Source organism: Aminobacterium sp. UBA4987, from assembly GCF_002396985.1.
GTDB lineage: Bacteria > Synergistota > Synergistia > Synergistales > Aminobacteriaceae > Aminobacterium > Aminobacterium colombiense.
On the sequence record NZ_DGZF01000002.1, the window covers coordinates 1 to 15,442 of the forward strand.

General features: G+C 43.9%; 14 protein-coding genes. 11 read left to right on the top strand and 3 right to left on the bottom strand.

The features are described from left to right. Nucleotides 1-91 precede the first annotated feature (91 nt). Both B2U56_RS01200 and sfsA read left to right on the top strand, forming a co-directional pair. The gene (locus B2U56_RS01200) at nt 92-583 is read left to right on the top strand and encodes an AbrB family transcriptional regulator (protein ID WP_286951710.1); all 492 of its coding nucleotides are present in this window, start codon (nt 92-94) and stop codon (nt 581-583) included. Nucleotides 584-607: 24 nt separating this feature from the next. Beyond that, nucleotides 608-1,711 (top strand): DNA/RNA nuclease SfsA, encoded by a 1,104-nt coding sequence (sfsA, locus tag B2U56_RS01205; RefSeq protein ID WP_286951712.1) that lies wholly within the window; start codon nt 608-610, stop codon nt 1,709-1,711. Here the strand turns inward: sfsA and B2U56_RS01210 are convergent. Next, entirely contained in the window at nt 1,701-2,507 is an 807-nt protein-coding gene (locus tag B2U56_RS01210; RefSeq protein WP_286951713.1) for a universal stress protein, read from the bottom strand. The two genes, sfsA and B2U56_RS01210, sit on opposite strands and share 11 nt — an antisense overlap. Before the next feature lie 120 nt (nt 2,508-2,627). Between B2U56_RS01210 and B2U56_RS01215 the strand changes: the two genes are divergently transcribed. Genes B2U56_RS01215 through B2U56_RS01225 form a run of 3 tightly spaced genes read left to right on the top strand, consistent with a single transcriptional unit; the run spans nt 2,628 to nt 5,364 of the window. Further along, on the top strand, nt 2,628-3,515 hold the full coding sequence (locus tag B2U56_RS01215; RefSeq protein WP_286951715.1) for a lysophospholipid acyltransferase family protein: 888 nt from the start codon (nt 2,628-2,630) through the stop codon (nt 3,513-3,515). After that, on the top strand, nt 3,512-3,976 hold the full coding sequence (locus tag B2U56_RS01220; RefSeq protein ID WP_213700592.1) for an endonuclease: 465 nt from the start codon (nt 3,512-3,514) through the stop codon (nt 3,974-3,976). Before B2U56_RS01215 ends, B2U56_RS01220 begins: the two co-directional genes overlap by 4 nt. Continuing rightward, entirely contained in the window at nt 3,973-5,364 is a 1,392-nt protein-coding gene (locus B2U56_RS01225; protein ID WP_286951718.1) for a chloride channel protein, read from the top strand. The genes B2U56_RS01220 and B2U56_RS01225 overlap by 4 nt, the downstream gene beginning before the upstream one ends. A gap of 49 nt (nt 5,365-5,413) precedes the next feature. On the opposite strand, the gene B2U56_RS01230 is transcribed toward B2U56_RS01225, so the two are convergent. Further along, nucleotides 5,414-6,700, bottom strand: a complete 1,287-nt coding sequence (locus tag B2U56_RS01230) for a dicarboxylate/amino acid:cation symporter (protein WP_286951720.1) — start codon at nt 6,698-6,700, stop codon at nt 5,414-5,416. Nucleotides 6,701-6,897: 197 nt separating this feature from the next. Between B2U56_RS01230 and B2U56_RS01235 the strand changes: the two genes are divergently transcribed. The 6 genes from B2U56_RS01235 (at nt 6,898) to B2U56_RS01260 (ending at nt 14,453) form a co-directional block, all read left to right on the top strand. After that, nucleotides 6,898-8,988 carry a patatin-like phospholipase family protein gene (locus B2U56_RS01235; RefSeq protein WP_286951722.1) on the top strand — a complete coding sequence of 697 codons (2,091 nt, stop codon included), beginning with the start codon at nt 6,898-6,900 and terminating at the stop codon, nt 8,986-8,988. A gap of 43 nt (nt 8,989-9,031) precedes the next feature. Beyond that, nucleotides 9,032-10,471, top strand: a complete 1,440-nt coding sequence (proS, locus tag B2U56_RS01240; protein ID WP_286951724.1) for a proline--tRNA ligase — start codon at nt 9,032-9,034, stop codon at nt 10,469-10,471. A gap of 98 nt (nt 10,472-10,569) precedes the next feature. Beyond that, nucleotides 10,570-11,529 (top strand): Ppx/GppA family phosphatase, encoded by a 960-nt coding sequence (locus tag B2U56_RS01245; RefSeq protein ID WP_286951726.1) that lies wholly within the window; start codon nt 10,570-10,572, stop codon nt 11,527-11,529. Between the two features lie 26 nt (nt 11,530-11,555). Then, complete coding sequence (locus tag B2U56_RS01250; protein WP_286951727.1) at nt 11,556-13,223, top strand: Na/Pi cotransporter family protein; 1,668 nt, start codon at nt 11,556-11,558, stop codon at nt 13,221-13,223. Further along, a complete protein-coding gene (gene phoU / locus B2U56_RS01255; protein ID WP_286951729.1) occupies nt 13,156-13,905 on the top strand; it encodes a phosphate signaling complex protein PhoU in 750 nt (249 codons plus the stop codon). Before B2U56_RS01250 ends, phoU begins: the two co-directional genes overlap by 68 nt. Before the next feature lie 152 nt (nt 13,906-14,057). After that, nucleotides 14,058-14,453, top strand: a complete 396-nt coding sequence (locus B2U56_RS01260; protein WP_286951732.1) for a rhodanese-like domain-containing protein — start codon at nt 14,058-14,060, stop codon at nt 14,451-14,453. 132 nt (nt 14,454-14,585) lie between these two features. Here the strand turns inward: B2U56_RS01260 and B2U56_RS01265 are convergent, their stop codons facing one another. Next, on the bottom strand, nt 14,586-15,125 hold the full coding sequence (locus B2U56_RS01265) for a nitroreductase family protein (RefSeq protein WP_286951735.1): 540 nt from the start codon (nt 15,123-15,125) through the stop codon (nt 14,586-14,588). Nucleotides 15,126-15,442: the final 317 nt, after the last annotated feature.

Here is a 15,442-nt window from a genome sequence, read left to right on the forward strand (position 1 = left end):
TGCTTACTTTGTTGAGCTAAAATTAGATGTGGAGTAATTTCACGGGGGCTTTAAAAGCCCCCGTTTTTGAAAGAGGCGGTGGAGTATAAGAATGGCAAATATCAATCTTTGCGTCGCGGTTCTAATAGGAGGGGTTGTTGGATATACTTTGAAAATCCCGTCAGGAGCTCTCGTGGGCGGTATGTTGGGAGGGCTGTTTGTAAAGAGCTTTATGGGACTGGAGACTCTGCATCTTCCCTACCTTTCTTTTTGCTCTCAATTATTAGTAGCATTTGTTATTGTCGCCCAGGCTGACGTGGCTTCTGTACGGCAGATTCCCCGTTTTATCCCAGTAGCAATTATTTATAGTCTTGTGATTCTTGTATTCAGTGTTTTTATGGCTTATTTTGTTTCCAAATTATGCAAAATGGATTTAATGACAGCGGTGTTTTCCATGGCTCCTGGAGGACTCTCGGGGTTAGGTTTAGCAGCTGTGGAGTCTGGCGCAAATGCTTCCTTAGCCCTTGTTTTCCATGTTATTCGTGTTTCAATAGTACTTATAGCTATCCCTTTTATTGCTCTTTTATTGGAAAAGATGAGCTGAGTTTAGTCTTGAGGAGGAAGTTGCATGTCCGAAATGTTCAGGATAGCAGGAAAACAGCCCCTTCTGGAAGCAACCTTTCTTGCAAGACCCAATCGCTTTTTGGTGGAATGTCTTCATGGCGATCAAAAAGTTCAGGCCTTTTTACCCAACCCAGGTCGTTTATGGGAGGTGTTGCTGCCGGACACGCTTATTTTTTTACATAAAGATTCTCACGTCAACCCCTCGCGAAAAACGGAATTCACTGTTATTGGAGCTATGACGGAACATGGTCCCGTGATGTTGCATACCCATAAAACAAATGACGTGGCGGCATGGCTTTTTGATGGAGGGCTCGTACCGGGATTGGAGAATTTCAGAGTTGTTAAAAGAGAGGTCTCCCGGGGTAACAGCCGTTTTGACCTCCTAGTTTCAGATGGAACGGGTCAAATGTTGATAGAGGTTAAATCATGTACTCTTTTTGGACGTAAAATAGCGATGTTCCCTGACGCTCCTTCTTTAAGGGCTGTGAAACATCTTCAAGAATTATGTGAAATAAACAGAAAAGAGATGACAGCAGGAATTCTTTTTATTGTGCAATCAGGAGATCCAGAGTTTTTTATTCCAGATTTTCATACTGACTATGAATTTGCTACAAAACTTTACTATAGCCAAATTGAAACAAGTGGTTCTAAAAAACTGGTAGTCAAAGCATTAAAAGTTGCCTGGAGCAGTGATTTTTCTTTTAGTGGGGAGGTGAGGGAAATTCCCACCCCTTGGAATGTTGTGGCACAAGAAGCTGGAGGGAATACTATTGACCTTTATATTAACGCTTTTGCAGAAGAGGGTTTTTACCATATTTTTGTTTCTTCTGGCAGTGACTCTTCTAAGATCAGGACATTGCAGCGGTCTTATGCTAAAGGCGGGGCATCCTCTCGCACTATAACAATACGCACCCAGCAAAACATAGAAGGAATGGTAAAAAAACAACTTTCTATGCTTTGTGATAGAGTGGAAACAGCAAGGGATCAGACGGTATTTATTTTTAATGATAACCCTTTGAAACGCCGTTCATTTGTTCAATTTTTGATAAATACTCGTATTGATCGTCTTGAATCTATGATACCTTCCAATTTATTTGTCAGGCAGTAGGAAAAACAAGCACGGGGCAAGTCGTTCCCTCAATCAGTGCTTCTGCAGTAGTTCCAAGAATTAATTGCCACATCTCTCTTTGTGTAGAAAGGCCAACAACGAGAAGGCTTGGTGCAGTTTCTTCTATCCATTGGGTCAGTTCAATTTCAGGCTGTCCGCTTACAATGTGGATGGATGTGTTTGGGTTCCAGGTACTTACTTCTTGTGCTACAATTTCAAGGGCTCCTTCAGCTGCATTAAGAAGGGTTTGGGAATCCTCCGCATCTTCGAGGGGTATGCCATGGACAAGGGTTATAGACGGGACTGTATCCACTTGCTGTAAGATATCTCTAAGTTCACTTAGCATCATGTCTGTGCGTTCGGGAGAAAGGTCTATGGCAACAGTGATATTATTGTATATATCCCCTTCTGGGAAATGCCCATTCCTTGGCCGAAGGATAAGTTGAGGGATGGCAAGTTGTTTCACTAGGGGAGCGATTTCTTCGTCCTCCTGAATCGGGATTACAGCAAAAGTGCATTTTTCTTTGCTCGCATATTCAGGGATGATTTCAAGGGGATCCCCCGTAGCGACAATAACTTTATAAAAAAGCTCTTCGGGAAGATTTTTCTGACAAAATTCATTGAGGGCTACTTCTGTTTCTTGTACGAGATGAGGAGTGTTGAGGCCTGCAGCAGGGCTCACTACATGCACAACAAGAAGATCTGACTGGCGCTGTAAGGCTCTTTTTGAAAGCCACAAAAGCGCTTCCTTTGAAAATGGAGACATATCCATGGGGAAAAGAATTCGCCGTAACAAATTACTCTCACCTCCTGAAGAATTTTCCCTTCTCAACTTTTAAATAAGTATAACGCAATATGATTATAGTTACACTGAGATTAAGATATGAAAACCAGAGATTTTGGGGAGGATGTATTTGTGGGTTTAAGTAAAGATACAACGTGGAAAATAATAAAATACGCACAGAAAACCTTTAATGCTTTGCCCCATTCTTTGGCGGTTTCTTTCGGCGGTTTCTTAGGTATCGTTTTGTGGGCTTTCAGCAAAAGAAGGGTTGATAGCGCAGAACGCCGATGCGTCAGAGCCTTGGGTGTGGGAGTAACAACGGCAAGAAAGATAGTGAAAGGTTCTTATGCCAATATGGGACGGTCTGTAGCTGAATTTACATGTCTTCCTAAAAACATTCATACCCTCGACTCTCTCGTAACTATCCATGGTGAGGAACATCTTCGACGAGCCTATGAAAAAGGCAGGGGAGTAATCTTTATTACAGGCCATATAGGCAATTGGGAGATGGCTGCGGCTTCTCTCGTAAGAAAGGGTTACCCAGTGAACGCCATAGGAGCCGAGCAGCGAGATGAAAGGATTACCGATCTGATCATTGATTACAGGCGTGACTGCGGTGTTTTAACAATAAGCAAGGGATTTAGTTTAAAAGCCGCCATGACCTGTCTTAAGAGAGGGGAAATTTTAGGTGTTCTGATAGATCAGGATGCTCGGGATAAGGGGATAGTTGCACCCTTTCTCGGTCTCCCTGCCAGTACTCCCTATGGCCCGATAAAAATGAGTCTTAAATATGGAAGCCCAATATTGCCTATTGTGATGATAAGAAGGCCTGATCACATTCACCACGATCTTTATATCCTCCCTCCTTTTGAGGATGAATCTTCAGAAAAGTTTGGCGAAAACATGTGGGAAGCTGTAGCCAGTTGCAACAATTTTATAAGTTCGTGGATATCTCAATATCCCGATCAGTGGCTCTGGCTTTACCCCCGTTGGGCCTCTACATTAGGGCACTCCTCATGATACTCGGCATCGATCCCGGAAAAGATAAAATAGGATGGGCTTTCGCAGATAGCAAAGGAGCCTTGCTTTTTTCAGGAATTGTGAATAAAGAAGAGTTGTCATCTTTTTGGGAAGTTTTTATGCAAAAGCAATGGCATAATTTGCTTCCGTGGCTTAAAGAAAGAGAAAAAGAGCCTTTTTTAAGTGAAAGCGAACTTACTATTGTTGTAGGTAATGGAACCACATGTAAAGAAGTGCTGCTTTTTCTAAAAGAAAGAGGACTTGATGCTCAAGTGGTTGAAGAGTATGGCACGACTCTGGAAGCTCGGAAAGTTTATTGGCGTTTGCACCCGCCTCAAGGGGTATGGAAGATTATACCAAAGTCTTTAAGGGTTCCCAATCGAGATGTGGATGATTTGGCTGCTTTTGTTATTATTCGTCGTTATCTTGCCTCTAAAACCAGAGGGCAGGACAAGGAGTGAGTTTGTTGCGGGATGGTGAATGGTCGAGACTCTTCAAAGAAGAGTTCGCTCTTTTTTATAGCGTATTTAAATGGCTTGTGCTGGCTGTCGTTATAGGTATTTTTGTGGGGACTGCTGTTTCTACTTTTATGCTGGCCCTTGAAAAATGTTCCAATGGAGTAGGAAGTTTGCCGCCTTGGAGAATACTCTTGCTTCCTTTGGGACTTCTTGCAAGCGTTTCCATGGTGCGGTATCTAAAAGTTGCAGACAGCACTCAAGGCACAGAGAGTGTTGTAGAGGCCGTCCATCATCATCAGGGAAGGATCGATGTCTATACTGTTATTGTTAAAGTTATAGCTGCTGTAATCACCATTTCAACTGGTGGTTCTCTCGGACAGGAAGGTCCGAGTGCTCAGATAGGCTCAGCAGTATCTAATGTTTTTGCCACAGGTTTTCGCTTAAATGATATAGATCGAAGAAAACTGGTTGTTTGTGGTGTTTCAGCTGGAATGGCTTCAGTTTTTGGTGCTCCTGTAGCTGGTGCTGTCTTTGGCCTTGAAGTTTTATATGTGGGACAGGTCTTTTATGATGTCCTTTTGCCATGCATAGTTAGCGGGATGGTAAGCTATCAGGTTTCTTTAAACCTTGGCATGGCGTATATATATCAGCCTCTTTTATACATTCCTAAAATGACAGGCCTCCATGTCCTTTTATGGGTAGTTCTTGCGGGGGTATTTTTCGGCCTCGTAGCTCTACTTTTTATAGAGGTTCTTCATTTGGCACGAAGAGGATACAGAAAACTGGCCCTTCATCCTCTTTTTAGCGCTTTTTGCGGAGGTATTTTTCTAGTGCTCTTATCATCTATTGTGGGGCCGAGGTACGTCGGATTAGGGTCTAAGACCATATCAGACGCCATAACTGGTCAAGAGATTCCCAATTTGGCATTTTTTTGGAAGTCACTATTTACAGGATTGACCAAAGGAGCTGGGGGAAGTGGAGGCGTGGTAACGCCTACGCTCTTTATAGGAGCAGCATCAGGTGCGACTTTTGCTTCTATCTTTAGCCTTGACCCAGTGCTTTTTAGCTGTATTGGCTTTGTTGCTGTTCTAGCTGGAGCAGCTAACACACCCATAGCAGCGACTATCTTGGCAGCAGAGCTTTTTGGGTCGCGAGTGGCTAGTCTCGCTGCTATTGCTTCTGTAATTGCCTTCGTAGTTTCTGGATATAGGAGCATTTATCCAGATCAGATTGTGAAATGTCCTAAATCCCCACTCTTTGATATTTGTGATGAATATCAGCGTGTTGGGGAATATGAATTCAATCCAATGTTGCTGAAGCTTCCCATGGTGCGCCTTGTTGTTCGGAATTACAGGCTCTGGAAGCAGCGTAAAATTACGAGGAAACAATAAAAGCTGCCTTTTTCAGGCAGCTTTTATTGTTTGTTTTTCACTGTCCTTGTCACTTGCCCCACTTCGAAAGATCGAGCAAGTTTTCAGTCTTTGCAACTATAGCTGATCCCACCAGGTCTCCAGTGACATTCAAGCAGGTTCGTCCCATATCAAGAATGGCGTCAATGCCTAATATCATGGCATAGGCCGCGGCTACAGGGGATCCTTGTTCTATAGGCAGACCGATGGAATCCAAAACAAGAAGCAGCATTATAGCCCCGGCACCAGGTACTCCCGCCGTTCCAATTGAAGCTAGAACAGCAGTGAGAATAACTGTTAGCTGCTGGCTAAAGTTAAGGGGAAGTCCTACGGCAAAACCTATGAAGAGAGCACAGACACCTTGGTAGATAGCGGTTCCGTCCATATTGACAGTAGCACCTAATGGTAGTGTAAAGGAGTAGACATTTTTTGCAATGCCCAGATTCTCATCGGCATTACGCATTGTTATTGGAAGGGTTCCACCGCTACTTCTCGTTACAAAAGCAGTAATCATGGCTTCCTTCGAGCCTTTCAAAAAGGTAGAAAAGCTTAATTTGTACAAAGAGAGAGCCCCGCCGTAAATGACAATAAGATGAAGGATATAGCCGAGGAAACAAGCTAGAGTTACACCCCATAATGGCCCAATGGCCTTAGCTCCCTGCTGGGCAAAGACCACGGAAATAAGGGCGAAGACTCCTATAGGGGCATACTGTAAGACCCAGCCGACGATCTTATACATTGCTTCTGCAGAGCCGTCAAAAATCTTGAACAGAAGTTCCCCCGCTTCGCGAATTCGTGAATCTTTGCTTATCTTAAGATAGCTGATGCCAAGACCGAACAAGATGGCAAAGAAAATTATTGGGAGTACGTCACCTCCAGAAAGAGAAGCGAAGGGGTTTGTTGGGATAATATTGAGGAAAGTATTTGCAAGGGATGGTTTCTCTAGAGCTTTTCCCGCTGCTTCTCCTATAGAGCCAAGGTCAAGCCCTAGTCCCGGTCGAAATATATTTCCCATAACAAGACCGACTGCAACGGCAACTGCTGAAGTGAAAAGATAGTAAATGACAATTTTGACACCAACCTTACCAAGCTCGGCCGGACTTATGCTTGCAGAACCCACTACAAGGGTGGTTAAGATAATAGGCGTAACGATCATTTTCAGAAGTCTGATGAAGATGTCACCCAAGGGCCTGACCCAAAGAATGGAGTTGCCAGCCACCAATCCTACAATTGCACCAAGTACGAGTCCAATAAGAATCCGAATTAATAAATTGCTTTTGAAATACCAGTCAAACATCCCCTTTTTCTCGGTTTCCATTCCCCTTTCCACCTCCCATGGTTATTGAGTGGCTACTTAAAAATGCTCATATAACTCACTGTTAATAATTATTCAAATTGTACCCTCTTTTAATAGACAGCACAAGAAGGGATGTGTTTAAAAGAGTTGTTTACTGGAACAGTGTAAGTTAAAATTCATAAATAACCCTATAATATTACACAAAAGGAGGCTGCCAGATGCTTAAATTTCAACGTTTATGGGCCGGACTTATTCTTTTAGTCTGTTTTTGGGGGAATGGATCAGCTTGGGCAGCAGCTTCTCATGGAGGGATAGTCCTTGCCCTGTCTGGGGGAGGAACCAAAGGGCTTGCTCATATTGGGGTTCTTCAAGTGCTTGAAGAATACAACATTCCTGTAGCAGGAATAGTAGGGACAAGTATGGGGGCAATTATTGGGGGCCTCGCATCTAGCGGATATAAAGGGATTGAACTTGAAGAAGCTGTTAATAATATAGATTTAGGAAGTCTTCTTTCTGAACGGGCTTCTCCCATGTTTTTACCTCTTGGTGAGCGAGAGGGGGATGCAGTTCCCTGGATATCGATTATCCATGGAAGAGGCGCCAGCGGTTCCCTTGGAGGGTTTTCGGGAGTAAAACTTTTAGAGAAATTTGCTCAAATGGCCTCACGAGTCCAGATTGTTCATTTTAATGAACTACCCATTCCCTTTGCAGCTGTGGCTACTGACCTGGAAACAGGAAAGAAGGTTGTGTTGACAAATGGAAGCCTGGCTTCCGCAATGCGTGCTTCTATGGCAATTCCAGGACTTTTTGAACCATGGGCAGTTGGAGGACGTCTTCTAGTCGATGGGGGGCTGGTTTCAAATTTACCGGTTAAAACGGCGAAGGAACTTTTTCCAGGCTACCCTATTATTGCCGTAAATGTAACGAAGACTCTGAAGTCGAGGGAGGATTTGCGGACGGTTGTAGATGTTATAGACCAATCCATAACTGTTCTGACTCAGCAGAATGTAGAGACTGAAGAGAAGGACGCTGATCTTTTGCTGATCCCTGATGTAGGGAAAATGCCGCTTTTTGATGCATCAAGGTCTGAAGAAGTGATTGAGGCTGGACGGGAGGTGACAAAGGCCCATCTTAAGGAAATTCAACAATTATCCGAAGGTGCCCCTTTGCCTCTTTACCATAAAAAAGAGAGCCCCGAAATTGTCACAGATGTATGTCTTGAGGGGCTTCCTGATACAGAATGTAGAGATTTCAGGGAAAGGTACCGATCATGGATAGGGAAACCAGTGGACACATTGAATGTGATGAAAGCCAGCAAAGAGATCTCAAAGCGCATCGATGTTCTTGCGGTGGATTATCGCCTTGAAGAGAAAAATGGCGGTACTGCCATTATTTTCACTGCTCAACGCCGTCCCTTGTCTGAATTTCGAATAGGGGGGTATACGACAAACCTTCATCCCTATCGCTGGTTATTTATCAATAGTATCTACCGTGATATTTACAATGAAGGAGATTCTATAAAACTTAATTTAAAAGTGGGAAAGCAGTGGGCAGCTGATTTGGGTTATCTCTCATCACCAGAGGTTTCAAGGGCATGGGAACTCCATCTGTCTGGTCAGAAATGGGAGGTTACTCCTGGTAATTCCTCAGAAAAAAGCTGGGAGAGATACAGTGCGGGGGTCGTAAGACATTTTACTCTGGGGAAAATGCAGGGAGGCGCCGGACTGGGTTTTGAGAATGTACATTCAGGTGGAATGGATGAGAATGCACTAGGTCCTACATTTTATGTGGCATATAATACTCTTGACGATCTATTGGATCCTACGAGAGGCAGTTCTATAAAGATTGCTTTATGGTGGCCTGATTATGATGAACTCCTTTACAGGGTCAATATTTTTCATGCCATGTCTCTTTCAGAGAACTGGCGGCTCTATCTTAGGGGAGGCTATGCTGAAGGAGATGTGACAGAGGCTAGTCACGCAGTGTATTTGGGTGCAGCGGAAGAACTTTATAGTTATGCAAACTACCCCATAGAAGCTGAAAGAATGGCGTGGTTCAATCTTGCTTTGCGCCGGATTTTTTTACGAAGCTGGTGGGGAAACCTTACTGCCGAGTTTTTTGGCGGGGGGGGATGGGCTTACGACGACAGGGGAGAAAGAGCAGATAGTATTTGGGAAACAGGCATTTCCCTTTCTGCCCCAGGGCGTTTTTTCGATGGGCGCCTGATGTTCCTGTATAATGACAGGAACGATTTCAAAGTGGGATTTTTTATTGGGAAACCTATTTGGGGGCATCATCCCTTACCATAGTGCTCCCCAAAGCGGTTTTCTATTACGGAGGTAGACGAAAACCATGGCACGTAACATAACACCGAAAGAGACAGATTATTCTCAGTGGTATCTCGACATCATTAAGGTTGCTGAACTTGCTGATTATGCCCCAGTAAGAGGGTGTATGGTGATTCGCCCCACGGGATATTCCCTGTGGGAATCCATACAGAAACATTTTGACGATGCTTTTAAGGAAACGGGACATGTGAATGCCTATTTCCCTGTTTTAATCCCGAATTCCTTTTTGGAGAAGGAAGCAGAACATGTGGAAGGGTTTTCTCCGGAGTGCGCCGTTGTAACACATGCGGGAGGGGAGCTTTTGGAGGAACCTCTCGTTGTAAGGCCCACGTCAGAAACGGTAATAGGTCATATGTACAGCAGGTGGATTCAATCATGGCGAGACTTGCCAATTCTCATCAATCAATGGGCCAATGTAATGCGTTGGGAGAAGCGCCCCCGTCTTTTTTTGCGAACATCTGAGTTTCTTTGGCAGGAAGGTCACACTGCCCACGCCACAGAGGAAGAGGCTATGGAAGAAACCCTTAAGATGTTAGAGGTCTATAGGCGTATTATGACTGAAATTCTGGCTATCCCTGTAATTGTAGGGGAAAAGACAGCAGGGGAACGTTTTCCGGGGGCAGTGAACACCTATACCTGTGAAGCTATGATGAGCGATAAAAAGGCTTTGCAGGCAGGAACGAGCCATTTCCTTGGTCAGAATTTCTCCCGGGCCTTCGATATCCAGTTTCAGAACCAGAAAGGCGAACAGGAGTATGCGTGGACAACTAGCTGGGGGGTTTCTACTCGTCTTATAGGAGCTCTTATCATGACACACTCTGATAATGACGGCCTTATTCTTCCTCCCAGAGTGGCTCCCGTACAAGTGGCGATCCTCCCTATTAGTACGAATGATTCGGTAATGGAAGAGCAGCTGCTTCCAAGAGCCCTAGAGTTTTCTGACAAATTAGATCAGATGCTTGGCGGACGCTTTACCTTCGTAGACAAGCAGTTCCATATGCGTCCTGGTGATCGGTTTTTTTATCACCTTCAGAAAGGAGTTCCTTTGCGTCTGGAGCTTGGAGAAAAAGACCTGGCCGCTGGAACTCTCAGGGCCGTTCGGAGAGATACGGGAAGTAAAGAGGATATCCCATTCGAGAATGTTCCGTTAAGGGTCAAAGCTCTTCTTGAGGATATTCACAAGAATCTCTATACGAGGGCTCTTGACTTCAGGATTGCCAACACATTCCCCGCTTCTTCCCTGGAAGAGTTAAAAGTTATCGTTGAAGAGAAAGGCGGATTTGTAGAAACATATTTTGCAGGCACGCCGGAAGAAGAAAAGAAAATAAGAGAAGAGACTGGAGCGACACCGCGGTGTATGCCATTGGATGATACTGGTACAGGGACCTGTTTCCTGACAGGCAAACCACATGCAAGAAAAACGATCTTTGCCAAAGCATATTAGTTTCTTGTTTATGTAGGTATTGAGAAAACTTGCCTGAAAGCGGGATCCTGCTGTATAGGGACCCGCTTTTGGATTCTGATGAGGGAGGGTGCGAGAGAATGGACAAAAAGGAAAGGCTTGCTGTAATAGATGTGGGATCTAATTCGGTAAAACTTTTTGTCGCAGAGAAAGCTCATCAGAAAATCTCTACTTTATTTGAGCGGACAGAGATCACACGTTTAAGTGAAGGGCTCACAAAGAATGGAATCCTTCAGGATGTCCCCATGGAAAGAAATATTTCCATGGTCGAAACAATGATACATCAGGCAAAAGCTCTAGAAGTCGAAGGGGTTATCATTGTAGGCACCATGGCTTTGCGCATTGCACAAAACAGGGAAGTGTTTATAGACCGCCTCGCAGAGAAAACAGGCTTTACACTCTCTGTTTTGTCAGGTGAAGAGGAAGGGGAGTTGGCTTTTTTAGGGGCTCTTTCAGGACTTTTTGGTTTTTCACCATTACAGGAAGTGACTCTTTTCGATATTGGCGGTGGCAGCACGGAGTTTGTCAGGGGGAAAGGGAGAGAGGTCCTCGATAAATGCAGCATTGCTCTGGGTTCGGTGCCATTAACAGAACGCTATTTACAGATTTCCCCTGTTTCTGATGAGTTGTTGCAACGAACCAGATACATTATTAAAGAGCAACTAAAGCAAGTGCCCCCTGTGTTCAAACAGGGCCCTCTTCTTGGAATAGGCGGCACTATTACGACATTAGTTTCAGTTCACCTTGAACTGGAGGCATATAGTGGGAATAGAGTTCATGGAATGATCCTCACGAAAAGGGATGTAAACGAACAAATTCTTCGATATGCCTCTAGAACCATAGCTGATCGATGCAAAATTAAGGGACTATCTCCTGGGCGCGCAGATATTATCCTTGCGGGAGCATGTATTGCGGAAGAAGTTTTGAGCTTGGCCGATGAAGGATCATTTGTAGTAAGCGACAGAGGGCTGAGGCACGGGGTGGCCATACACTACTTTGAAGAAAGCTCTGGAAGAGATGAGCCTCTTCTCCTCCCTTGAATTGTTAGAAAAGAGATGATTTAAGCATGCATTCAACCCTGGCTTCCTATGCCTTGATGCTTGCTGGTATTGTCATACTCCTTCATGGACTGGAAGAAAGCAATAAAGCATTCAGAAAACACCTTGGCAGTCGAGGAAAAGAGCTTCTGACCACTATGGGAGAGAAGAATTCATCGGCTTTTACCTTGGGAGTCTTACTTTCGGCTGTAGCCCAGAGTGGAACAGCGGCTACAGCCTTTGCCGTGGGGCTCGTCGATATTCATGCTCTCCCTTACGAAGGTGCTATTCTAGTTATGATGGGGGCTGGTGTGGGTTCAACTCTCGTTGCTCCCCTTTTAGCCCTTGATGTCATTGCCTTTGCCCCTTTCTTTCTGGCCTTGGGCTTTTTTCTTTCTCATGGACGTTCGGATAAAATTAGAAAAATAGGCGCTATTATGAAGAGCCTGGCCTTTGTTCTCACAGGCATGCTCCTTTTAAAGGTAGGTTTTTCTCCTCTTATAGAAAAACCAGAGTTCGGAACTTTTATAGCTCATATTGTTACAAGACCAGCTCTTCTTGCCGTTGTCGCTTTTCTCTTATCGTCCCTTACCCAGGGTTCATCAGCAATAATAGCTATTGGGATAGCCCTTATCTCTTCTGGTGTAGCTTCTGCGGAAGCCTTTTACCCCTTGGTTCTGGGAGCCCGTCTCGGAACTCCCATTATTGTTCTCTTTTTCAGCATGGGTACCAGGGTCAATGCTCGAAGGCTTGCGTGGCTTTCCCTTGCCTATCGCTGTTTAGGCGCCGTGGCAGGGTTGGCACTCGCCCCATTTTTATTTAAAGCAGTAGCCATTTTCATCCCTGATCCAGAGATGAAATTGGCAGCATACCAGGTGGGGTTGAGTGTTATCAATGTTATCGTTTTTCTGCCCCTTGTACGGCGGGCCGCAGTTATGAGTGGAAACTGGTTTTCCAAAGAAGTTGCTAAGGATCCTGGGGAGGCCATCTATCTTGATGAGTCGTTAACAGACTTTCCCCCACTCGCTATTCCTTTGCTGGAAAAAGAAATCACAAGAATGGCAAATTATATTGAAACATTTATTTACATGCTTTTTTTTGCACCGGGTTACAGAGAACAGATCTACAAGCTGCAAAAGGGTATTCCATCTCTTCTTGAGCAGTGTTCCGACTATATGTTTGCTATACCGGCGCCAATCGACAATGCCGCGGAAATGGAAACGTATTCGGCAATTTCCTATTCCCTTATTTCTATGGCAGATATTGTGGAAGCTGCCACGGGAAAACTCTACACCCTTTGGAACGAAGGGATAGAACAGCGATTATCAAGTGAACTCCGACAAGAAGAATGGCAAGACTATCTTCTTGTTGCTACAGATATTGTTCGTTTTAGTTTGCGAGCTTTTGCTCTCGATGATGCCGCCAGTGTTCAAAAAGCAATGGAACTCTCAAAAAAATTTAGGTCCCACGATCAGTTGCTCAGGCAAATTATGGTATTTCGGGGACGGCTTTTCAACTGTCGTCAAGATGTGCTTCTTTGGAGTCTTCTAGCAACATTGCGAGTTATTGTAACAGCTTCCCTTGAAGTTGCCCGCGGAGGTCGATTTAGAAAAAGAGGAGATGAGGGAGATGGTCTTTGGGAAGAAGAAAAAGGAAACTATGGAACTGACACCGGAAATGATACTCTACTCGAGTGATAAAAAGAGAATTCTCTCCATGGTCCATAACATGGGAGAAGAGGCTATTGACGCTGTTTACAAAGCGATAGAAGCTCTTGTAGAGAGGAATAATGCTCTTGCTCGACATGTTGTTGATAATGATGATGTAATAGACAGGTTAGAAGTGGAAATTGATCAGGAATGTCTTGGCTCAATTGCCATGCGGCAGCCGGTACGTGAGAATTTACGATTCGTTTTTACTGTGGCAAAAATTATAACGGACCTTGAACGAATTGGGGACGAAGCTGTAAATATAGCTGAACGGGCCCTTTTCCTCAATCAGCATCCTTTGTTAAAGCCCCTTATTGACATCCCTAAGATGAGGAATATCTCCATCGAAATGTTACGAAATGCTCTCAATGCTTTTGAAACAAATGATCCTGCCCTTGCGGAGGAGGTTTACCTGAAGGATCAGGAACTGGACGTCCTTTATTACAACATTTTTGAAGAGCTTATACAAATAATCGCTCAAAAGCCGAAGGGCGATAAAGTAACGGCACAATGTGCAGCTGCACTCATGTGGATAGGACGCCATCTCGAACGGGTTGGTGATCATGCCTCCAACGTAGCTGAAAAATCCTATTTCATTATTACGGGAAAGCGTCTTAAGCAGATAATGGAAGAAAAACAGCGTTTAGCTGAAATGAAAAAAAATGACTGATTACCATATGTATCTGTAGCAGATAGAATAAAAGGCATTAATTTTATACAAAAATTTATAATTTACATTATTTGTTGACAATTAAGCGCTCCTCTTATATTATTGATATTGATTATCACTCTTAAGCGTTGTTCAAGAGGGAGGTTTTATTTTTGAAGACGATACCAGAAGCTGTGGCTCGTTATTTTGAGGATCTAAAAAAAGGATGTAATAATCTCATTAGCTGCGACCAGCTGGGAGAGCTTATGAGAAAAGAAAATGTTTACATCCTAGACATCAGAAAACCTGAAGATTATGAGGAGGAGCATCTGGAAGGTGCTGTAAACATTTTCTGGAGTGAAGTAGGAGACCATCTAAAAGAATTTCCCAAAGATAAAAAAGTGGTGGTTTGCTGTTATTCAGGCCAATCTGCTGGTCAGGTCGTATCCCTTATGAGAATATTGGGATTCAATGCCTGCTCTCTTAAGGGGGGGATGAAGTGTGACCTGGCGCATATGCCTATTGAAGCCCGATGCTGCGATAATCAGCCAAAAGTTTGTGATTCTTGAGGCATTTAATAGACCTTCTCCGTTGGAGAAGAATATAAAAGATGTTAGTTCAATACCGCTCAGCAGATGGCACAGAGTTGTTGTCAGATTTGCTGAGCGGTATTAGTAAAATTATTAGCAATCATTTCAGAGTTAGAGAAAGCGCCGTATGTCATCTATGGATTTTCGTGTTTTAGGTGGCAAAAAATGTATGTCTTTCGGATACCCCATACTTATCATAATGTTAATTTTCGCTGATTCAGGAAGATTGAGTTCTTTTTTTATCCCTCTTTCATTGATCCAGCCGAGCATGCACGTCCCCAGCCCAAGGTCTGTAGCCTGAAGACAGAAGTGTTCACATGCTATAGCTATATCCATGAGACTAAACTGAACTCCGCGAAAAAGCCCCCCCAGGGCAGAGCTATAACGGGATCGTTCGGTTATAACAACGATAAGTACCGGGGCTTTCGCTGCAAAAGAATTCATTGCATAGATGCCATTAAAGGCTGCCTGCGCTAAAGAAGCGACCTTTTCAGGGGTGTGGGCTACAATAAATGACCACGGCTGAGAATTACAGGCAGAAGGTGCCAATCTGGCAGCCTCCAAGCATGTATCAATTACTGATGGGGGAACAGGCTGTGAGCTGTAATCCCTCAGACTGTACCTTTTACGAATAAGATTTGCAAAATCCAAAAATCTCCCTCCCAGCTTTCGCAAATGATTAGGATAACAACTTTAATTGTAGTGTTTGTTTGTGAAAAGGGTCAATAGCCAAAGGGTAACATGCCTGATTGGGAGGTTCAAAATGTATGTAATATTTCGAAAAAGGGATGTTGACAAGGCCAATTATTCTTTTTCTTAAGGGGAAGGTAGTATTTACAAGGGATTGAGATCTTTTTAAGTTTTTCCTTTTTCGTTTTTTAAGAGTTGACTTCTTCTGGAAAAATGATATCATACCCTTCGCGCCGCTCGAAAGGCGGAGCGAAAGCAACAGAGCACCTTGTAAAGTG